Source organism: Ruegeria sp. BE10 (assembly GCF_056538905.1).
Genome location: NZ_JBQFTX010000008.1, coordinates 169,522 through 184,298, shown reverse-complemented (window position 1 = coordinate 184,298; position 14,777 = coordinate 169,522). Strand labels below are relative to the sequence as shown.

The following is a 14,777-nucleotide window of genomic DNA, read 5'->3' as shown; positions in this document are numbered from 1 at the left end:
TGCGTTGTCAACGGACTGTAGTGAAAGCTGCTATCGCGCTATGAATGCGAAACGGGAAGGAAGCGGGCTAAGATGAAGAAAAATTATAATGTGGCAGTGTTCCACGGGGACGGGATCGGCCCGGAAATTATGGCCCCTACGCTTGAAATTCTGTACCAGCTTTCGCGCAGCAGTCCTTCATACGAACTGGTGTTTACAGACGCTCCGGCGGGCGCAGGCCACTACGCCAAAACTGGAGAATCGTTTCCGGCTGGGTCACTCGAAACTGCACGCAACGCCGACGCTATTCTGCTATCTGCAATGGGTTTGCCGGACGTTCGCTACCCTGACGGAACCGAGATTTCACCGCAGATCGATCTGCGAAAGCAACTGGGACTTTTCGCTGGTGTACGGCCAGTAAAGGTAAGCAGCGGGCAAATGACCCCCTTGGCGCTGCCCACCGGAAAAGAGATCGACTTTGTCTTGATACGCGAGAGCACAGAAGGACTGTTCTTCACCCAAGGCACTGGCGAAGTTACCGAACACGAAGCACGTGAAACTCTGCTGATCACTCGTGAGGTGTCCGAAAAACTGTTCCGTTTCGCGTTTAAACTCGCCCAGAACCGCAAAAGAACCGGGCGCGGTCGGGGTCGAGTTACATGTGTCGACAAAGCTAATGTGTTCCGCGCCTTTGCGTTCTTCAGATCGATGTTTGATGCAGAAGCTGCACACCATCCCGAATTGCAGGCAGACCATGCCTATGTTGATGCCACCGCTCTATGGATGGTTCAAAAGCCTTGGGAATTCGATGTATTGGTGACTGAGAACATGTTCGGAGACATCCTCTCCGACCTTGGCGCGGGTCTCATGGGTGGTCTTGGACTGGCTCCGTCAGCGGATATCGGGTTGAATCACGCTGTATTCCAACCCTGCCATGGTTCCGCTCCGGACATTGCGGGACGGGGTATTGCCAATCCTTTTGCGATGATCCTGTCCGCAGCAATGATGCTTGAATGGTTGGGGTTGACCCATGATCATCCAGACCTGTCCAACGACGGTGAACGGTTGAGCGAAGCCGTGGAAAAGGTGACTGCGAACGGACAGAACCTGACGCGTGACTTAGGTGGCACCGCCGGAACAAAGGACGCAGCCGCGTCGGTATTGGAAGCATTGCGGGCATGAATACTCAACAAGCCATTAGGGTCGCGTGTGTGGGTGCGGGGTACTTCAGCAGGTTCCACTACGAAAGCTGGTCCCGAATGCCCAGAGCGGTTCCGATTGCATCCTGCAACCGTGATATCAACAAGGCGAAGGAAACAGGACTGGCCGCTTACGATGATCTGTCAAAAATGCTGGAGGCGGAAGAACCGGATCTCGTGGACATCATCCTTCCGCCTGTGGCGCAGGCCGAGGCAATCCGCTCGGCATTGCGGTTTGGTATCAAGTGGCTGATCTGCCAAAAGCCATTTTGCTTGTCTCTGGATGAAGCTGAGAAGATTGTTTCAGAGGCTGAAGCCGTTGGTGCCATTATTGTAATACACGAGAACTTTCGCTTCCAGCCTTGGTATCGCGCAATCAAAGAGGCGATGGCCGAGGGTCGAATTGGAACACCTCTACAAGCGACTTTCCGACTTCGACCCGGTGACGGACAGGGACCAAGCGCCTACCTAGACCGGCAGCCGTACTTTCAGGATATGCCACGTTTCCTCGTTCATGAAACAGCGGTTCACTGGGTAGACACATTCCGATTTTTATTCGATGCGCCCAGCGCAGTTTATGCGGACTTGCGCCAAGTTAACCCCGTTATAGCGGGCGAAGATGCAGGTTACATCCTGTTTGACCACCCCAACGGTTTGAAAGCTCTGTTCGATGGGAACAGGTGCCTTGACCACAGCGCCGAAAACCTGCGTCAGACCATGGGCGAAGCTCTCGTCGAAGGAACGGAAGGATCACTGGTTCTTATCGGCGACGGTTCAGTAGAACTCCGCGTTTTTGGAAAACAGGAGCGACAGCAGATTCTACCTCCAAGCGATCACGATGGGTTTGGAGGCGACTGCGTCCACGCCTTGCAAAGTCACGTCGTTTCAGGCCTTCTAAGAGGCACGCCGTTGGAAAACACGGCCCGAGATTATCTGGACGTGATCCGCATTGAAGAGAAGATCTATCTTTCGGCTGCGGAGGGACGAAAAATCAACCTGGAGACGCCGTGAAAGATCAGGACGCAAAAACTCTTTCCAATACGCAGCGCGCTGTAAGGGACTTGCGGCGGATGATCCTGTCCGGCGAACTTGCGGCCGGGACAGACCATCTGGAGTCGGAACTCGCCGAAACTCTGGGCATGTCCCGCACCCCGATACGGGAAGCTGCGTTGATGTTGGAAAGTAAAGGGTTGCTGGAAATGAGGCCCCGCAAGGGCGTGCGGATACTACCTGTTTCATCAGATGATATGCGTGAAATTTACGACATACTGACGGAACTCGAAAGCCTCGCAGCGCAGCGCGCTGCCGAAGCGGGCTATTCCGAAGATGAACTGGCGGTACTTGCTGGATCAATTGCAAAGATGGACCAAGCCATCGAAACCGGAGACCTTGAAGCCTGGGCCGAGGCCGACGAGTTGTTTCATCAGGAGCTCGTTCGGTTGGGCGGCAACAAACGGGTCGAAGCGATTGTCGCCATGATGAGCGACCAGGTGCGTCGCGCGCGCGCAACGACGTTGTTCATCAGGCCCCTGCCCGTCAAATCCAATGAAGATCACCGGGTTGTTTTTCAAGCGATTAGTGAAGGTCGTCCAGATGCCGCCCGCGAACGTCATCGAGAACACAGGCTGCAAGCGCAGGCTATGCTTTGCGGGATACTCGAAAAGCATCGGCTCAACAGCCTCTGATCTTCTCGTGTCCGGTCGTTAATCAACTAAAATAACTGCCAATTTTCGACATCAAAGGCGCTCCGAATACTTGTCGCCCACGGCAGTCCACGGTTGCGTCCGGCTGTTCTGATTTTCTTTTTTCAAATCACTCAACCAATCACTGCATCGTTTGGGGTTGATGTGGTACGAATTCGTATTAAATTAGTACGATATCGCACTATTGGAGAGTCAAGATGCCAAACCGAAGACGTTTTCTCAAGATTCTAGGCGGAAGCACAATACTGGCGGCAACCGGTGCGGTTGCGTTTCTCGCTACACGCACGCCGCATGACGCGCTGGCTCCGTGGACGCCAAAACCGTATGACGACCCACGCAAAGTTGCTTTGTCCTATGCAATTCTCGCACCCAATCCGCACAACTTGCAACCTTGGCTGGTCGAGTTGGTTGGACGAGACAAGGTGCGCATCTACCGCGATCCTGATCGCGAGCTTCCGGAAACCGATCCTTACCACCGTCAGCTCTATATTGGCCTCGGGGCATTTGTTGAGACGATGGTACTGGCGGCAAGTGCTTTCGGGTTCGATACCGAGGTCAAGTTACTGCCAGATGGGGATGACGGACCCATCGCAGAAGCAGTGTTTGTGCCAGGCGGGACATCCGATCCACTATCAGATCAAATCCTCAAACGGCATTCCAACAAAGAACCGTACACTGAACAGCGGCTGTCCGAGGCGGAAATGTCAGTCCTTGAAAACTACGCCACTCTGATTTCCGATGAGAGTCTAGTGGCCCGTATTCGAGACCTCACGAAACGCGCATTTGAAATCGAGATGCGTACACCGCAGACGCTGAAAGAATCCGTCGACCTCATGCGGATCGGGAAAGCAGAAATCAACGCCAACCCTGACGGGATTGAACTGCGTGATCCCATGCTGGAAACACTGCGACTAGCAGGTCTGTTGGACAATGAGACCCTGATGAACGTTGACCACCCAGGCACTCAGTCACACATGCGAGGCTACTTCGCCATGCTAGACGCGACGCCGCAATACGCGGTCATCACGACGGCTACAAACACGCGAAGCGATCAACTCGATACCGGGCGTCGATTGATGCGTTTTTACCTGAAGACAACCGAAATGGGCCTGGGCGTTCATCCGGTCAGTCAGGCACTTCAGGAATATCCCGAGATGGCCGATGAATACGCTCTGGCGCATGAGCTTCTTGCGCCAACAGGGCACACAGTGCAAATGTTGCTGCGTTTGGGGTATGGGCCCGAACCAATTGCCACACCCCGCTGGCCGCTGGAGACACGAATTCTGAATGAAGCCTGAACATGAGACCAACGAAGTCTACCGGTTCTTCACCGAGGTCGGGATCATCAATCAGTTGATCTCGACCAAGCTAGAAGCGTTCTTACCTGGCAGAATGACCGCAACCCAATTTGGCATATTGGGCCACCTGGTCCGGCGCCCCGAGGGAGAGACGCCACTTCAGCTATCGAACGCTTTTCAAGTGCCCAAGACGTCGATGACGCACATGCTCTCCAGTCTTGAAAGTCATGCCTTAATTACCCTTGAAGCCAACCCCAATGACAAGCGTTCAAAAATTGCCCGGTCCACACCGCGAGGCGCGGAGTTTTTGAAAGCTTGTATGGAGCGGATGTCGGAAGCCCTGGATCCTGTTTTGTACGAACTCGGGTTCGATCCATTTCGCAATTCGCTGCCGAATCTGACGCTCATACGCGAAGCTTTGGACAGCGAACGGGACTAAGTAGAACCAGCGCCGCCCAATGCGCGACCTCAAACGATCAGAACACCATGCTATCTGCGCCTAGGAGCAGCGACGGAGATCCTCGAGGCAAGATGGGCATGTCGTCAAATATTGCAATCCACGCGTCACCATCAAATACCACGAGTGGTTGGTTAAATTCCCGCCTATTGGGGAACTGCCAGAGTTCGTTCGAACTAGCGCGCCGTCACAGTCGCCAATCGACAAAGTAGGATGTGCGAAATCAACACCAAAAACGAAACAACCTCAGGCTACATAGAACAAACTTGCAATCGCGTGCTCCGACGTAGTCACCTAGGATACGGGGATGGAGCAAGCTGATGACGCGATGGAAGTTTGTGGTTTGTGTTTGGTGTGCGCTGGCTCTTGTAGCTTGCGCTCCAAAAACCCGCACTTATGAAAAGACGGTATCGGCTTCGCTGCCAGCGACTTCAGGCACAGCTCTGGGCCTGGCGGCCAATCGCCTTGGGAATCCCAAAGACGGTCGGTCAGGCGTCAAGCTAATCAGTGATGGCGAAGAAGCGCTCGTCTCAAGGCTTTTGTTGGCGGCTGCGGCTGAGCGAACGATAGACGCGCAATACTACCTTCTGCACAACGACCCAACGGGTCACCTCTTTGCAGCCAGTCTATTGCAGGCCGCAGATCGGGGTGTTCGTGTCCGATTGTTGCTGGATGACATGGATACGTCCAGCTATGACGCGATGACAGCCGCATTGGACAATCACGAGAATATAGAAATCAGGCTGTTCAATCCGTTTTGGCGCGATCAGAGCCTTTTGTTCGCGGGTCTGACGGACTTCAAACGCATCAACCGCAGAATGCACAACAAGTCCATGACGGCGGACAACGTGTTCACGATAGTGGGTGGCAGAAACATCGGTGCCGAGTATTTTCTGGCTCGGAAAGAAATGAACTATGCCGATCTGGATGTGCTGGCCGCAGGCCCAGTTGTACGCGAGGTGTCGCAAAGCTTTGACGCATACTGGAACAGCGAATTCGCCGTTCCGGCTCGTGTGGTCGTTGGAGAACCTCAGGAATTTGACCTTGCTGATGCACGAGTCCGGTTGAATGAACTGGTCGAGGAAGCGAGGCAAACGCAGTACGGCGCTGCCCTCAGAAAATCAGCGCAAGAGAACTTCGCGGATGGAGCCCTGTCACTGGATTGGCTGCCTGCGAAACTTTATGCTGATCCGCCCTCAAAAGCCGCGGGTCTCGAGAACTCAGGTCCCGTTCTGGCATCTCAATTGCTTCCGTACTTTGAGAATGCCAACAGTGAGGTGAACATCGTCTCCGCCTATTTCGTGCCGCGCAACAACGGTGTGAAATGGCTTACCGAACTTGAGAGCCGCGGTGTTAACGTGAAGGTCGTGACCAATTCACTTGCATCTAACGACGTCGCACCCGTCTACGCGCACTACGCCAAGAAACGCCGTGCACTTCTACGCGGTGGAGTAGAACTTTACGAACTGCGCCCCGACGCCTATCAGGTCCAACGTCGGGGTATTAACTGGGCTCAATCTCGATCAGGCCTACACTCCAAGGCATTTGCAGTTGATGACCGATACTTGTTCGTAGGGTCGTTCAACTGGGACCCGCGGTCTGTCAACATCAACACCGAAATGGGAATTCTGATTGACTCACCAGCATTGACCGCACGGACTATGGGTGCCTTGGACGACGCGCTACCCGCATACACATATAACGTGACGCTAGAGCACGCCGGTCAGCTTAAATGGACAACAAGAGGCGATGATGGCAACGTCCTTGAGTATGAATCCGAACCGACAGGATCAGCTTGGGATCACATAGTTTCCGGTTTTCTAAGTATTTTACCAATTGGGTCACAGCTTTAGCTTTGTTGACAAATAATCTGGCCGCGTGTCGCTCTTCTCGGACACGCGTCTACAGCGAATGGGAAACACCCCGACGTATTTCGGGCCATCGTCCAGGCGACCTTCAGTAAAAACCAATCTCGCTGACATCTACACGGGCGTCGTGATCGCGCCCGTAGGCGACAATTCCAACTGAGGTGATTTCGTCAGCGACGGGAATAGAGCGCAACATGGCACCTGAAGCCTTAAAGTTTGACAAAGGTAAAGAAACCTCGGTCCATTCGTCAGAAGTTTCGAACTCGGCCTGATAGTATTGCCAGGGCAGCACCGTGCCACGTGTTCTGAGGTGAACGAAGTATTGCTCGCCGTTGCCCCGCACCACTAACCTGACGCCTGATACACCCTCATCTGGTCGAACAGGTAACTTGCGTCGGAACTGGATAAAGCCGCCGTTGTTTTCTGTACTCACGGTTCCGGTCAACCGCGCGAATGCAACATCACCTTCCGAATGAAACTGCACCTGCCCTGAAGAGACCCCTCCCATGACGCTGTCGGCAATGTAGTCCCAACGCGTCTCCGGAGACTTGAAGAAGTCTTCAGTAATTTTTCCATCAGCCTGAGCCATTGTGCATCCGATGATAGCAAGACCTGAAACAAGCCCAATGAAGTTGGCACGCATATTGTTCCTTCTCAGTTCAGTATCGCAATGGAAAGGTTCAGCGCCGTGGCAAATGCGACCCACGCGAAGTAAGGCAGGAAGGCCAATGCGGAGATCTGATCTGAATTCCTAACCTGAGCGATGAACATGAAGATTACGGCCAACAACGCGACAATGACCACAAGGGCAAACCACGGCAGTTGCAGTACGAAAAAGGCTGGGGACCACAAAAAGTTCAGACCCATCTGCGCCCACCACAGCTTCATTGCGGTCGAACTTCGGTCTGTTTCAAACTGACGCCAACCCGTCACAGCAATTAAGACATAGAGCACCGTCCAAACTGGGCCAAAAACCCAATTTGGTGGGTTGAAGGCGGGTTTAGAAAGCTGCCCATACCAATCGCCGGGTGCGGTCAATATCCCGATCAGGATGCCGCCTCCCATCACGAGGGCAAGAAATGCTATGCGGACCATCCAGTTCGACATTGTAAGGCAGCTTTCAGCAGTCCTTGGTCGCTACGTTGACAACTGCGTCGGAAGAGAAGGTTGCAGTTTTGGTCTCAACTGCGTCGGCATATGACACTGTTGCGCCTTCGATCTCGGACCCGGTTACGGTGATTTCGCGTTGACCGGTTGTATCATCAACATCGATGGTAAAGGCGAGATTGTCCCCGACTGCGAGGGTGGCGATCTCAAGTTCAATTGTATTTTGCCCGTCCACCACCAAAGGAAGTTGCCGCAGTGCATCAGCACCCTCAACGAATTCAAGCGGCTGGAATACCTCTACGCCTGCGCCACTTTCGGTGACATCGAAAATCAGGCGTCCGGCAGATTGCGACAAGTCAATTTTGAGGGTTGAGGCTTCTACTTCGCACGTTCCGACATTCGTTAGAACAAAACGGTCCTTGGGTGCACCTTCTATGAAGCGAATTTGAACTCCGGCTTGAAGCGAGGTAGATGCTAAAAGTACGAGGCACACCGCAATAATTCTGGTCGGAAGCATTTTTGTCTCCTTTCGACAAGGTTCTTGACAAATACGCTCTGGCAGCTTTCTTGGATCAGACTTATGCCCTTTGACTATCGTGGTTCAGCCGACAGGACCTTTCAAAGTTCCATGCGCCGCTGTCAGAACGGTTAAGTCAAAACATGCCGTTTTCATTCTCGCTGTTTGCCGGAACCTCCTGAAGAACGTCCCAGTGCTCGACAACCTTCCCATCGACATCCAGGCGAAAAATATCGATCCCTGCGTACTCGAGACCATCGGGCCAGATTTGGTGGCAATGCAAAATAACGTGGTCGTCTTCAGCAAAGGCACGTTTGATATCCACACGCTTTCCCGGGTATTCGGCAGCCATGCGCTCGAAGTACTCGACAAAGGCTTGCTTGCCGTCGCCAACATGCGGGTTGTGCTGCGTATAGGTTTCCCCAACAAAGATCTCTATGGCCTCGGCAGGTCGACACTCGTTGAACATCATTTCGTAGAAAGCGATGACGTTTTTCTTGTTTGTTTTGAGGTCCGGCATACTGATCTCCAAATCGACGTTTGCACCGCCCAAAAAATGTTGCCCACGCAAGTCTTGGAAGCAACCCGGCAAGGACCTCAATCCCTAATCGGCAAGAAGTTACCGGCTTGATTTTGCGTTGCGACTATTTCGCGGGTTAGCCACTTATTCGGTTTCTTCAAAGTCTATGTGAATGTGATTTCCATCAGGATCGGCCACATGGATTTGCACCATTCCAGCCCCCGGGACATCAGTTTTGCGATACTGGATCTGACACGAGATCAGTTTTTCTTCGAATGCTCTCAACCCTGTGGCTGAGAGCGCAAAATGCTCGAGCTTGAGCTTCACTTCGGAGCCGACATTAGGCGTTCCTTCGTGACCCACAAGGTGAACGACGGCGTGATCACCCGCATACAACCAAGCTCCGGGAAACGGAAAATCAGGGCGGGCCCCGAGTTTTAAACCCAAGACCTCTTCATACCAAGTAACCATCTCAGGCAACTTAGTCGTCACGATATTCACATGATCCAGCCGCTCAATTCTCATCTAAAAACCCTCAAGCACGAGCTTCCCTTTGGCCTTGCCGCTTTCAAGGATAGTATGCGCTTTCTTTAAGTTTGTGGCATTGATCCTACCAAGTGTATCGGTCGCTGTGGATCTGATCTTTCCGTCATCTATCAACCCGGCGACCTGATTCAGGATTTCGCTTTGACGGTTCATATCTCCAGTCCCAAAAAGCGACCGAGTGTACATGAACTCCCAATGCAATGAGATCGATTTAGGTTTGAACGGCGCGATGTCGAAGGTTTCAGGATCATCAATCAACCCAAAGCGACCTTGAGGTGTCATCACCTCTCCAGCTTGGGAAGCATAAAGTTGGGAATGGTTTGTCGAATAAATGAAATCCACGCTGTAAATACCGAGAGCCTCGAGTTGTGAGCCAAAAGGTTCCGCATGGTTGATGACATGGTGTGCACCCAGCTCTCGAACCCAGTCTTGTGTCTCGGGTCGGGACGCCGTCGCTATCACTGTCAATTCAGTCAGAGCCCGTGCCAATTGAATGGTGATTGACCCGACACCGCCTGCGCCACCAATAACCAGCAACGTATTGGTCCCGCCGGAAACGGCATCTTGAACTCGCAAGCGGTCGAACAGCATCTCAAAGGCAGTAAGTGTCGTTAGCGGCATCGCCGCAGCCGCTGATGCAGGTATGGATTTTGGAGCAGCCCCCACGATGCGCTCATCCACAAGATGGTATTCGGCATTGGTTCCAGGCCGATTGATCGCCCCGGCATACCAAACTGCATCTCCCGGACGGAAAGTCTCAACCGTTTCGCCAACTGCTTCGACGATCCCTACTGCGTCCCACCCCAGAATATCAGGTATTGGACCTACAGGAGCACGTTTTTGACGAATTTTCGTATCGACTGGGTTCACTGACACGGCCTGCACCTTCACCAACAAGTCGTGCTCTTTCGGCGTCGGTTTGTCGGCCTCAAAGTCGATTAAGGCGTCCGCCCGATCAATCGACCCTGTCTCAAGGTATCCCACGGCTTTCATAACGTGCTCCTTTGTCCGGTTCTCTATCAACCGATGACTGTCATCTCATTCAACGTGAATTCTGCAACGGCGCCCTCTGTTGCTTCCAGGTAAGCCGCAAGGTGCTGAGCACCCATGTGGGTTTGCCAAAGCTCTCGGCTTTGCCAGTTTTCGTAGAACACGAAATGAGCCGAGTTGTCGTTGTCCTGGTGCAGGTCATAGTTAACGCAACCTTCTTCGGCACGGGTTATGTCGATGAGCTTGATCAGCTCGGCCTTTACGAGGTCAATCTTGTCGGGGTTAGCTTTGATGTTGGCGACGATAGTCAACTTGGCCATTGGAATAGGTCCCTTGTGTATTTGCGCGATGCGTTAGATTTACGCCGCAGTCTTTTCGGGATAAACGGGGCATAATCGAACATATAATCCGGAAATACCGTTTAATGCATTTAGACAATCTTCGCTTGTTTCTGACCATAGCCGAGAAAGGCAGTCTTGTGGCCGCGGCGCGCGACACAGGGATGTCGAGCACGACAGTGTCCGAGCGGCTCGCGGCTCTCGAGGCACATTACGGAGTGGTTTTGTTCAACCGCACCACCCGTTCCATTAGCCTGACCGAAGAAGGCCGGACACTAGCTAACGGAGCAAGAAGCATACTCAGTGAGGTTGCGGACCTGGATACACTTGTTCGGCACGGCGCCGAAACTCTGTCTGGTCCAATTCGCGTAAGTGCGCCTATTGACTTGGGACGGAGTTTTGTTTCCGAGGTTATTGCCGAATTCACCGAAGAGAACCCAGCCGTCTCAATCGAACTGTCCCTCTCGGACGGTTATGTCGACCTCGTAGGCCAGGGTTTTGACCTCGCCGTTCGCTTCGGCAACATCACGGACAGCTCGCTCAGGTTGCGAAATCTAGGAAGCTACCAACGTTTCGTGTGTGCGTCCCCAAGTTATCTGGCCTCATTCGGAACGCCTGAAAAACCCGAAGATCTATTAAACCACAACTGCTTGGTCATGAGGTTTGGAGACATGATCGACAACCTTTGGGAGTTTGGATCAGGACCAAATGCCCAGCGCGTATCGGTAAAAGGAAACCGAATAGTCAATGATGGTTCACTCATCCGCGATTGGGCGATTGCAGGCCATGGGGTCGTACTGAAGTCCGAGCTGGATGTCGGCGACGATGTTCGATCTGGCAGACTTATTTCTGTCTTGCGCGACTTCCTCCCACCACCGAAACCTTTGCAAATGATGTTTCCGCCTAGCCGAGCCCAACCACGTCGCATAACGGCCTTGGCCGAGCACTTGCGTCGCAAATTTGGTGTGAATTGAGGCCACAGGGGAAGAAACCAGACTGATACCAGCTAAGTTTGCTCAATGAATTTCAATGTCGCCTGTGCTAGCTCTCTGCCAGCATCTTCTTGAATGAAATGCCCGGCTTTAGGCACAACGGTATGGTTTCGACCGGCAGCTCCTGGGATCGACTTTTGGAACACTTTGTCCACCCCCGCCATGATCCTGTCATCTTCTCCAAAAACGGTCAGAAACGGAGTGTCGAGGGTCTTTAGGGTTTTCCATGCGGCTCGGTTGGCTTCTGAAGCTGGGTTGTCGGGTTTGTCGGGCACCAACATTGGAAACTGTCGAGCGCCTGCCAGATAGCGCGCATCCGGGAACGGTGCGTTGTAGGCTGCGACCTCTTCATCGGAAATCTTGGATGTTGTGCCGCCGAATACGATGCGTCCCGAATTAAATTCAGGAACGGATTGCGAGTATTCCCGCCAAGAAAGAAATGCCTCGCCCAAGGGAGTGTCACCAGTGGGCAAGGCCGTGTTTGCCACAACTACCCGAGAGAACCGCTCGGGCATACTCGCAACCAGCCGCAAGCCTATGAGCCCGCCCCAGTCTTGGCAAACCAATGTGATGCTCGTTAGGTCAACTTTCCGCAACCACTCGGACATCCAGTCTACATGGCGTTGGTAGGTGTAATCGAACCGCTCAGCTGGCTTGTCCGACCGTCCGAACCCAATCAAATCAGGCGCCAGAACTCGGTGGCCCGTATCTTTGAATAATGGGATCATGTGCCGATACAGGAAGCACCAGGTTGGCTCTCCATGCATCAACAATACTGTCGGTGCCTGTGTCGGCCCCTCGTCCAAATAGTGCATTCGGAGACGACCGCCTTCGGTATCATCCACATCAAGATAGTTCGGGCCGAATGCGAAATCTGGCAACCCGTCAAACCGATGGTCAGGTGTTCGAAGGAACTTCATTGTGAACTCTCCAATATGCCGACGGTATTGGCCAAGCAACAGTGATCGATAAAACAAAAACGGTCCAGTACCGGGGTATGTCGACGTCAGGTTTGCATTTGTTCGCCGCCCTTCTTCTCTTGCTCGCAGCGAAGGTCCATTTGTATAGATCTCGGATCTGCTGCTCCAACAAAAGGATTGGTCTCAAAGACCTCATCTTGCCAGTTCTTTTGAGCTGAAGCAGAGTTCAGCAATGCGGATCGCCAAGAAGCGCATCAGAAGAAGAGCGCAAGTCCGGTCATTGAGACAACCAAGAAAAGTAGAGTCATGATTCCACCCGAGCGAACGAAATCGACCACCCGGTAGCCTGCCGGGCCCATGATCAACGCGTTCACCTGGTGTGTTGGGATCAAAAATGAGTTGGACGTTGAAATTGCCACGGTGAGAGCAAACACAGCCGGGTTACCACCCGCCGATACGGCAATAGAAACCGCCAGCGGCACCAGCAGAACAGTTGCACCTACGTTGGACATGACCAGCGTGAACGCCGTTGCCAAAACGGCGATCCCTGCTTGCAAAGACCAGATCGGCCACCCCTTCAGGAGGGCCAACACATGTGCTGCAATCCAATCCGCAGTGCCGGTGTTCTGAACTGCCTGGCCCAACGGGATCAGCGAAGCGAGTAGAAAAACTGTGCTCCAACTGATCGACTCGTAGGCTTCATCAATCGATAGCACCCGGCTCAAAACCATCCCAATAGCGCCGATCAACAGGCATAATGACAAGCGCAGATCGGAAAACAGGATTAAGCTCAACGCTATTAGGAAGAAAGCAAGCGCCCATCCGACTTTGTGTGGACGTAACTCTTCCTGGGGAAAATCCGAAGTAACGACGACAAAATCCCTGTCCGACTTAAGCCGTGTCAGACGGTCCCACTGCACGTGCACCACACACGTATCACCAGCTTGCAAAGGGACTTGCCCGATATGCGTGGCTGAATGATCTTCAGTTTCAACGTGGCTCAGTGTTTCTTCACCGCGCTGAATGGCCAACAGAGACAAACCGTGTGTCTGACGGAGGCGCAGATCAATCGGAGTCTGGCCAATGACCGATGAACCGGGCGGAATAACAACCTCTGCCACCCCTGATTGAGTCGCCGCGAAATCATCTGCAAAGACATCTAATTGGGGTAGTATCTCTAAGCCGTAAGGCTCAGCGAACTGATGCTCAACCACCCGACGTAGGCCGAGCACTGCGAGCCGCGCCGGGGCTTCGATCTTTGTATCGGCCATCGGCGCGATGACCTTGTGGCCGCGATAGGATGTACCGAGAATGTAAATATTATGGGCGACCATGACATCCGCGAGCGTTTGTCCAATCAAGATCGAGCCTTCTGGAACACGAATCTCGAACATATCGGCCCTAAGCCCATAGGTGTTTTCTACATAGGTCTGCATGGACCGAGCTGAGCTTGCGTCTTCTCCACGCTCTCGCTGCGCTGGAAGGACCCAACGACCAAATAGCACAAAGTAAAGCACCCCTGTCAGCACCAGCATCACACCGATAGGCGTGACTGAAAACAACCCAAATGTCTCCATTTGTTGGTCAGCCGGAAGGGATGAATTTGCCGAAACGATCAAGTCATTTAACAGGATGAGGGGCGACGACCCGACCAATGTGATCGTACCACCCAGAATCGCGCAAAACCCCATGGGCATAAGCAACCTACTCATTGGGATTTCAGTACGTGCTGAGATGCGGCTCACAACAGGCAGAAAAAGCGCGGCAGCTCCGACGTTCTGCATGAAAGAGCTGATGACACCAACCGTTGTTGAAATTATGGGGATTATCCGGGCCTCTGTCGTGCCACCATTCTTGAGGATCAAGGCCGCGACCTTTGACATAAGTCCAGTCTTATCAAGCCCAGCCCCAATTACCATAACTGCGATGATGGACATCACAGCGTTGGAGGAGAAACCTTCGAAGAGGTTGGAAATATCGGCTAGATTATTTAACCCCGGTAGATAGCTCAGTGCGCCAAGCAAAACCATTACAAGAATTGCTGCAACATCGATCCGTATAATCTCGGTAACAAAAAGTAAGACCGTAAAAGACAATAGACTCAGTACGGCTATCATTTCGTACGTCAGCGTTGGTAATTCCATATCGTACTCCCAACCTAACGTTACCTGACCAGCAGCAAATACGAAGAACCAACTCTGCGCGGCAGATAAGTCCAAAATCCATCACGTCGGCTCACGCAGCTCGTTTTCTCGGACGTGGTATCTGCTGAAACCTGGATTTCGCCAACTCAAAGAGACGCTGAAGATAAACTCAAAAGCCTCTCTTAATCACCGCAATCGG

At 52.9% G+C, this 14,777-nt stretch carries 16 protein-coding genes; 7 read left to right on the top strand and 9 right to left on the bottom strand.

Annotated elements, in window-relative coordinates:
• Positions 1 to 72: 72 nt before the first annotated feature.
• From ACR0M2_RS17235 to ACR0M2_RS17210, 6 genes are all read left to right on the top strand, one after another.
• On the top strand, positions 73 to 1,161 hold the full coding sequence (locus tag ACR0M2_RS17235) for an isocitrate/isopropylmalate dehydrogenase family protein (RefSeq protein ID WP_480706217.1): 1,089 nt from the start codon (positions 73 to 75) through the stop codon (positions 1,159 to 1,161).
• A complete protein-coding gene (locus ACR0M2_RS17230) occupies positions 1,158 to 2,189 on the top strand; it encodes a Gfo/Idh/MocA family protein (protein ID WP_480706215.1) in 1,032 nt (343 codons plus the stop codon). Before ACR0M2_RS17235 ends, ACR0M2_RS17230 begins: the two co-directional genes overlap by 4 nt.
• The gene (locus tag ACR0M2_RS17225; protein ID WP_480706213.1) at positions 2,186 to 2,863 is read left to right on the top strand and encodes a GntR family transcriptional regulator; all 678 of its coding nucleotides are present in this window, start codon (positions 2,186 to 2,188) and stop codon (positions 2,861 to 2,863) included. Before ACR0M2_RS17230 ends, ACR0M2_RS17225 begins: the two co-directional genes overlap by 4 nt.
• Before the next feature lie 215 nt (positions 2,864 to 3,078).
• Positions 3,079 to 4,179 (top strand): Acg family FMN-binding oxidoreductase, encoded by a 1,101-nt coding sequence (locus tag ACR0M2_RS17220; protein ID WP_480706212.1) that lies wholly within the window; start codon positions 3,079 to 3,081, stop codon positions 4,177 to 4,179.
• On the top strand, positions 4,169 to 4,618 hold the full coding sequence (locus ACR0M2_RS17215) for a MarR family winged helix-turn-helix transcriptional regulator (RefSeq protein WP_217353310.1): 450 nt from the start codon (positions 4,169 to 4,171) through the stop codon (positions 4,616 to 4,618). The genes ACR0M2_RS17220 and ACR0M2_RS17215 overlap by 11 nt, the downstream gene beginning before the upstream one ends.
• Before the next feature lie 338 nt (positions 4,619 to 4,956).
• Entirely contained in the window at positions 4,957 to 6,489 is a 1,533-nt protein-coding gene (locus tag ACR0M2_RS17210) for a phospholipase D family protein (protein WP_480706211.1), read from the top strand.
• Positions 6,490 to 6,592: 103 nt separating this feature from the next.
• Here the strand turns inward: ACR0M2_RS17210 and ACR0M2_RS17205 are convergent, their stop codons facing one another.
• From ACR0M2_RS17205 to ACR0M2_RS17175, 7 genes are all read right to left on the bottom strand, one after another.
• Positions 6,593 to 7,147 carry a CIA30 family protein gene (locus ACR0M2_RS17205; protein WP_480706209.1) on the bottom strand — a complete coding sequence of 185 codons (555 nt, stop codon included), beginning with the start codon at positions 7,145 to 7,147 and terminating at the stop codon, positions 6,593 to 6,595.
• A gap of 11 nt (positions 7,148 to 7,158) precedes the next feature.
• Positions 7,159 to 7,611, bottom strand: coding sequence for a TspO/MBR family protein (locus tag ACR0M2_RS17200; protein WP_480706207.1), 453 nt, complete (start codon positions 7,609 to 7,611; stop codon positions 7,159 to 7,161).
• Between the two features lie 13 nt (positions 7,612 to 7,624).
• Positions 7,625 to 8,128, bottom strand: a complete 504-nt coding sequence (locus ACR0M2_RS17195) for an aggregation factor core (protein ID WP_226689739.1) — start codon at positions 8,126 to 8,128, stop codon at positions 7,625 to 7,627.
• Positions 8,129 to 8,264: 136 nt separating this feature from the next.
• Entirely contained in the window at positions 8,265 to 8,648 is a 384-nt protein-coding gene (locus ACR0M2_RS17190) for a nuclear transport factor 2 family protein (RefSeq protein ID WP_170361955.1), read from the bottom strand.
• A 144-nt stretch (positions 8,649 to 8,792) separates the two neighbouring features.
• A complete protein-coding gene (locus ACR0M2_RS17185; RefSeq protein ID WP_170361954.1) occupies positions 8,793 to 9,173 on the bottom strand; it encodes a VOC family protein in 381 nt (126 codons plus the stop codon).
• Entirely contained in the window at positions 9,174 to 10,187 is a 1,014-nt protein-coding gene (locus ACR0M2_RS17180; RefSeq protein WP_480706205.1) for a zinc-binding alcohol dehydrogenase family protein, read from the bottom strand.
• Between the two features lie 26 nt (positions 10,188 to 10,213).
• Positions 10,214 to 10,504, bottom strand: coding sequence for a putative quinol monooxygenase (locus ACR0M2_RS17175; RefSeq protein ID WP_480706204.1), 291 nt, complete (start codon positions 10,502 to 10,504; stop codon positions 10,214 to 10,216).
• Positions 10,505 to 10,608: 104 nt separating this feature from the next.
• Here ACR0M2_RS17175 and ACR0M2_RS17170 point away from each other — a divergent pair, with 104 nt between their 5' ends.
• Positions 10,609 to 11,496, top strand: a complete 888-nt coding sequence (locus ACR0M2_RS17170) for a LysR family transcriptional regulator (protein WP_480706202.1) — start codon at positions 10,609 to 10,611, stop codon at positions 11,494 to 11,496.
• Positions 11,497 to 11,528: 32 nt separating this feature from the next.
• Here the strand turns inward: ACR0M2_RS17170 and ACR0M2_RS17165 are convergent, their stop codons facing one another.
• Positions 11,529 to 12,434 carry a haloalkane dehalogenase gene (locus ACR0M2_RS17165; RefSeq protein WP_480706200.1) on the bottom strand — a complete coding sequence of 302 codons (906 nt, stop codon included), beginning with the start codon at positions 12,432 to 12,434 and terminating at the stop codon, positions 11,529 to 11,531.
• A gap of 254 nt (positions 12,435 to 12,688) precedes the next feature.
• The gene (locus tag ACR0M2_RS17160) at positions 12,689 to 14,578 is read right to left on the bottom strand and encodes an SLC13 family permease (RefSeq protein WP_480706198.1); all 1,890 of its coding nucleotides are present in this window, start codon (positions 14,576 to 14,578) and stop codon (positions 12,689 to 12,691) included.
• Between the last annotated feature and the right edge of the window lie 199 nt (positions 14,579 to 14,777).

Coding starts and splice junctions, on each gene's coding strand:
- ACR0M2_RS17235 (WP_480706217.1), top strand. CDS start 73: ATGAAGAAAAATTATAATGTGGCAGTGTTCCACGGGGACGGGATCGGC.
- ACR0M2_RS17230 (WP_480706215.1), top strand. CDS start 1,158: ATGAATACTCAACAAGCCATTAGGGTCGCGTGTGTGGGTGCGGGGTAC.
- ACR0M2_RS17220 (WP_480706212.1), top strand. CDS start 3,079: ATGCCAAACCGAAGACGTTTTCTCAAGATTCTAGGCGGAAGCACAATA.
- ACR0M2_RS17195 (WP_226689739.1), bottom strand. CDS start 8,128: ATGCTTCCGACCAGAATTATTGCGGTGTGCCTCGTACTTTTAGCATCT.
- ACR0M2_RS17175 (WP_480706204.1), bottom strand. CDS start 10,504: ATGGCCAAGTTGACTATCGTCGCCAACATCAAAGCTAACCCCGACAAG.
- ACR0M2_RS17165 (WP_480706200.1), bottom strand. CDS start 12,434: ATGAAGTTCCTTCGAACACCTGACCATCGGTTTGACGGGTTGCCAGAT.
- ACR0M2_RS17170 (WP_480706202.1), top strand. CDS start 10,609: ATGCATTTAGACAATCTTCGCTTGTTTCTGACCATAGCCGAGAAAGGC.
- ACR0M2_RS17210 (WP_480706211.1), top strand. CDS start 4,957: ATGACGCGATGGAAGTTTGTGGTTTGTGTTTGGTGTGCGCTGGCTCTT.
- ACR0M2_RS17200 (WP_480706207.1), bottom strand. CDS start 7,611: ATGTCGAACTGGATGGTCCGCATAGCATTTCTTGCCCTCGTGATGGGA.
- ACR0M2_RS17205 (WP_480706209.1), bottom strand. CDS start 7,147: ATGCGTGCCAACTTCATTGGGCTTGTTTCAGGTCTTGCTATCATCGGA.
- ACR0M2_RS17180 (WP_480706205.1), bottom strand. CDS start 10,187: ATGAAAGCCGTGGGATACCTTGAGACAGGGTCGATTGATCGGGCGGAC.
- ACR0M2_RS17185 (WP_170361954.1), bottom strand. CDS start 9,173: ATGAGAATTGAGCGGCTGGATCATGTGAATATCGTGACGACTAAGTTG.
- ACR0M2_RS17160 (WP_480706198.1), bottom strand. CDS start 14,578: ATGGAATTACCAACGCTGACGTACGAAATGATAGCCGTACTGAGTCTA.
- ACR0M2_RS17215 (WP_217353310.1), top strand. CDS start 4,169: ATGAAGCCTGAACATGAGACCAACGAAGTCTACCGGTTCTTCACCGAG.
- ACR0M2_RS17190 (WP_170361955.1), bottom strand. CDS start 8,648: ATGCCGGACCTCAAAACAAACAAGAAAAACGTCATCGCTTTCTACGAA.